Origin of the sequence: Rhodosalinus sp. (assembly GCF_041685465.1) — a bacterium.
GTDB lineage: Bacteria > Pseudomonadota > Alphaproteobacteria > Rhodobacterales > Rhodobacteraceae > Rhodosalinus.
Genome location: NZ_JAWLFS010000268.1, coordinates 1 through 3745, shown reverse-complemented (window position 1 = coordinate 3745; position 3745 = coordinate 1). Strand labels below are relative to the sequence as shown.

Below are 3745 nucleotides of genomic sequence, written 5' to 3'. Positions count from 1 at the left end.
GGCCGGGTGGTCGTTCTGCCGCGCGAGCAGTCCGGTCTTGGGGGGCGGCGCGCGCTCCATCACCGCCTGCCGGGCGGGGCCCACGCCGTGCTCGGCCCAGATCTCGCGCATGATCTGCAACGGCTCCCAGACGGTCAGCGCGGCGAGGCGCGGCACCGCCCGGTCGGTGAGCCGGTCGATCGGCGCATGCCAGATCACGCTCGGGTCGAGCACCACGTAGCCCGCGGCCTCCAGCATGGCGTCGAGCGCGTCCTCTCCGGGGCGGACCATGACGAGGGACGCCTGCCGCATCTCCGCCATCGCCGCCTCCGCCTCGGAGAGGGCCGCGGCCTCGGGCACAGCGCCCTGCTCGGCCACCGTCGCGGCCGAGACGCGCTTGCCGCCCCCCTGCCCGTCGCGGAGCACCCAGGGGCCGAGCGTCCAGCGCCGCGCGGGGGGCCAGGTCGCCTCGCTGACCGCAAGCAGGCGCAGCGCGCTCTCGCTCATTCCTCCAGCATCCCCGCGAGCCGCGTGACGGCGGCGTCCACCTGGGCCTTGTCGATGCCGCGCACGACCACATGCACCCCGTGCACACCGCCCTGGATGAAGGGGTAGGAGCCGACCGAGAGATCCGGATAGGCCGACGCGATCTCCTGCAGGAGGGGCGCGACGTCGCCCTCCCCGCGCTCGACGGTCAGCGTCTGCGACAGGAGCGGGGCGCCGCCGGTGAGCGAGGGCAGCACGCTCGCCACCATCGCCTCGAAGATCGTCGGCACGCCCGCCATGACGTGCACGTTCTCCAGCGTGAAGCCCGGCGCGGCGGAAATCGGGTTGTCGATCAGCGTCGCGCCCTCGGGGATGCGTGCCATGCGGAGCCGCGCCGCGTTCAGTTCCAGCCCCTGCCGGTCGTAATGCGCCTGCAGGATTGCGCGGGCGTCCGCGCGCACGCCGAAGGGCCGATCGAAGGCCGCGGCCACCGCCTCGGCGGTGATGTCGTCGTGCGTCGGCCCGATGCCACCGGAGGTGAAGACGTGGTCCCAGCGGGCCGAGAGCGTCTGCACGGCCTCCACGATGGCGCCGCGGTCGTCGGCCACCACCCGCGCCTCGCGGAAGTCGATGCCGCGCCGCGTGAGCTCCCCGGCGAGGTGGTGCATGTTCGAGTCCCGCGTCCGGCCCGAGAGGATCTCGTCCCCGATCACGAGCATCGCGGCGGTGGGATTGGACATGGGCTGCGCTCCTTGCCGGACCTCGTCCGCCCTTGTAAGCGGCGCGTCATGCGCTTTCAAACCCCTTTGGTGCCGGCGCGCCTCCTGCGCCGCTACAAGCGCTTCCTCGCCGACGCGCAGCTCGCCGACGGGCGGGAGGTGACGGCGCATGTCGGCAACCCCGGCTCGATGATGGGCCTCGCCGAGCCCGGCGCACGCATCTGGCTGGAGGCGAACGACGACCCCCGCAAGAAGCTGAAGTACGCCTGGCGGCTGGTTGAGCACGAGGGCGGCCATTTCACCGGCGTCGATCCCGGCGCCGCCAACCGCATCGTGCGCGAGGCGCTGGAGGCGGACGCGGTGCCGGCGCTCGCCGGCCATGAGACTCTGCGCGCCGAGGTGCGCTACGGCGAGAAAAGCCGGATCGATTTCCTCCTCTCCGGCGCCGGGCGGCCCGAGACCTACGTCGAGGTGAAAAGCGTCACGCTCTCCCGCGCGCCGGGGCGGGCGGAGTTTCCCGACGCCGTGACCGCGCGGGGCGCGAAGCATCTGTCCGAACTCGCCGCGATGGCCGCGGCGGGGCACCGCGCCGTCATGCTCTTCCTCGTGCAGCGCACGGATGCCGCCGAGGTGGGCCTCGCTGCCGACATCGACCCGGCCTATGCCCGCGCCTTCGCCGAGGCGCGCGCGGCGGGGGTCGAGGCGCTCGCGCTCGGCACGCGGATCACCCCGCAGGGCATCACCGCCGCGGGGCCGCTGCCGCTCGCGGTGCCCTGACGGCGGCACACTGGCCCTTGACGGGAAAATTGCCTAAATGGGGCCGAACCAAGAGGCCGCCGAGGGAGCGCGACGTGAACCAGGACCACCGCGGACGTCTCACCCGCGACGGCATCCGCATCCACGAGCCGGGGGATTTCGCCGGCATGCACAGGGCAGGCCGCCTCGCCGCGGAGCTCCTCGACGAGGTGATCCCCCTGGTCAGGCCCGGCACGACGACCGGCGCGATCGACGAGTTCATCACCCGCCGTATCGAGGAGGCGGGCGCCGAATCGGCGACCATCGGCTACAAGGGGTACCGCCACGCCTCCTGCATCAGCGTGAATCACGTCGTCTGCCACGGCATCCCCGGCGACAAGGTGCTCAAGGACGGCGACATCCTGAACATCGATGTCACGGTGATCGTGGACGGCTGGTACGGCGACACGAGCCGCATGTACGTCGCCGGCAAGCTCCCGCGGAAGGCCGAGCGGCTGATCGAGGTGACGCATGACGCGCTCATGCGCGGGATCGAGGCGGTGAAACCCGGCAACACCTTCGGCGACATCGGCCACGCCATCCAGACCTTCGTGGAGGCGAACCGCATGTCCGTCGTCCGCGACTTCTGCGGCCACGGCCTCGGGCGGGTGTTCCACGCGCCGCCCAACGTGCTGCACTACGGCCGTCCCGGCACCGGCCCGGTGCTGGAGGAGGGGATGTTCTTCACGATCGAACCGATGGTGAACCTCGGCCGCCCCGAGACCAAGGTGCTCTCCGACGACTGGACCGCGGTGACCCGCGACAAGTCGCTCTCGGCGCAGTACGAGCACTCGGTGGGCGTGACGAAGGACGGGGCGGAGCTCTTCACCCTCTCGCCGGCGGACCGCTTCCACCCGACCTATTCGCGGGACTGAGGCGGCGCCCGGCCCTTGTCGCCGGCGGACCTTCGCCCCAGCTTTGTCCCCGGAACGACAAAGAGGACCGGAATGGCCGATCTCACGCTTCTCGGCATCTCGGGCTCGCTCAGGGCGGGCTCCTACAACCGCAAGCTTCTCGCCGAGGCGCGGGCGCGCTTCGCGCCGGCGCGGTATCTCGAGGGCGACCTGCGGCTGCCGCTCTACGACGGCGACCTCGAGGAGCGCGAGGGCGTACCGGAGGCGGTGACGCGCCTCACCGACCAGATCGCCGAGGCCGACGCCATCGTGATCGCCGCGCCCGAGTACAACAAGGGCGTCACCGGCGTGATGAAGAACGCGCTCGACTGGATCAGCCGGGTGCAGGGCTTCCCGCTCGCCGACAAGCCGACGGCGCTGATCTCCGCCAACGCCGGGCGCACCGGTGGCGAGACGGGGCAGTTCATGCTCCGTGCCTGCCTCGTGCCCCTGCGGCCCTCAATGCTCGAATACCCGACTGTCATGGTCGCCGGCGCGAGCGAGCATTTCGACGCCGAGGACCGCCTCGTGACCGAGAGCTACGCCAGGGCGCTCGACGCGCTGATGGCGAAACTGCGCGAGGCGGCGGGCGGCTGAGCCTCAGCCCTTCCGCAGGCTCGCCTCGGGGCGGAAGCCCGGCGGAACACGGTCGAGATCTTCGAGCAGCAGGTCGGCCATCACCTCGCCGGCGAGCGGCGCGACGCCGAAGCCGATCTTGAAGCCGCCGTTGGCGATGAACTGGCCGGGCCGCACCGGATGCGCGCCCAGCACCGGCGCGCGCGACCGCGCCCGCGGGCGCAGCCCCGCCCAGCGCTCCACGATCCGCGCCCCGGCAAGGAGCGGCATCGCCTCCAGCGCGCGCGCGATCACCGC

5 protein-coding genes and 1 pseudogene are annotated in these 3745 nt (G+C 72.1%); 3 read left to right on the top strand and 3 right to left on the bottom strand.

Translation table 11 applies throughout. The features are described from left to right. Both ACESL7_RS14120 and ACESL7_RS14115 read right to left on the bottom strand, forming a co-directional pair. Positions 1–486: pseudogene (locus ACESL7_RS14120) on the bottom strand (GNAT family N-acetyltransferase); the annotation flags it as partial. Then, complete coding sequence (locus tag ACESL7_RS14115; RefSeq protein ID WP_372893943.1) at positions 483–1205, bottom strand: competence/damage-inducible protein A; 723 nt, start codon at positions 1203–1205, stop codon at positions 483–485. The pseudogene ACESL7_RS14120 and the gene ACESL7_RS14115, both read right to left, overlap by 4 nt. Before the next feature lie 48 nt (positions 1206–1253). Here ACESL7_RS14115 and sfsA point away from each other — a divergent pair, with 48 nt between their 5' ends. The 3 genes from sfsA to ACESL7_RS14100 all read left to right on the top strand — a co-directional run bounded on the left by sfsA (position 1254) and on the right by ACESL7_RS14100 (position 3469). After that, complete coding sequence (gene sfsA / locus ACESL7_RS14110; RefSeq protein WP_372893942.1) at positions 1254–1961, top strand: DNA/RNA nuclease SfsA; 708 nt, start codon at positions 1254–1256, stop codon at positions 1959–1961. 74 nt (positions 1962–2035) lie between these two features. After that, positions 2036–2854, top strand: coding sequence for a type I methionyl aminopeptidase (map, locus tag ACESL7_RS14105; protein ID WP_372893941.1), 819 nt, complete (start codon positions 2036–2038; stop codon positions 2852–2854). 72 nt (positions 2855–2926) lie between these two features. Beyond that, on the top strand, positions 2927–3469 hold the full coding sequence (locus ACESL7_RS14100; protein ID WP_372893940.1) for an NADPH-dependent FMN reductase: 543 nt from the start codon (positions 2927–2929) through the stop codon (positions 3467–3469). Between the two features lie 3 nt (positions 3470–3472). Here ACESL7_RS14100 and ACESL7_RS14095 read toward each other — a convergent pair. Continuing rightward, on the bottom strand, positions 3473–3745 hold a 273-nt coding region (locus tag ACESL7_RS14095), incomplete at its 5' end, for an FAD-dependent oxidoreductase (protein ID WP_372893939.1).

What these genes read in the sequence shown, in the direction of transcription:
- ACESL7_RS14115 (WP_372893943.1), bottom strand. Translation starts at nt 1,205, where the DNA reads ATGTCCAATCCCACCGCCGCGATGCTCGTGATCGGGGACGAGATCCTC.
- sfsA (WP_372893942.1), top strand. Translation starts at nt 1,254, where the DNA reads ATGCGCTTTCAAACCCCTTTGGTGCCGGCGCGCCTCCTGCGCCGCTAC.
- ACESL7_RS14100 (WP_372893940.1), top strand. Translation starts at nt 2,927, where the DNA reads ATGGCCGATCTCACGCTTCTCGGCATCTCGGGCTCGCTCAGGGCGGGC.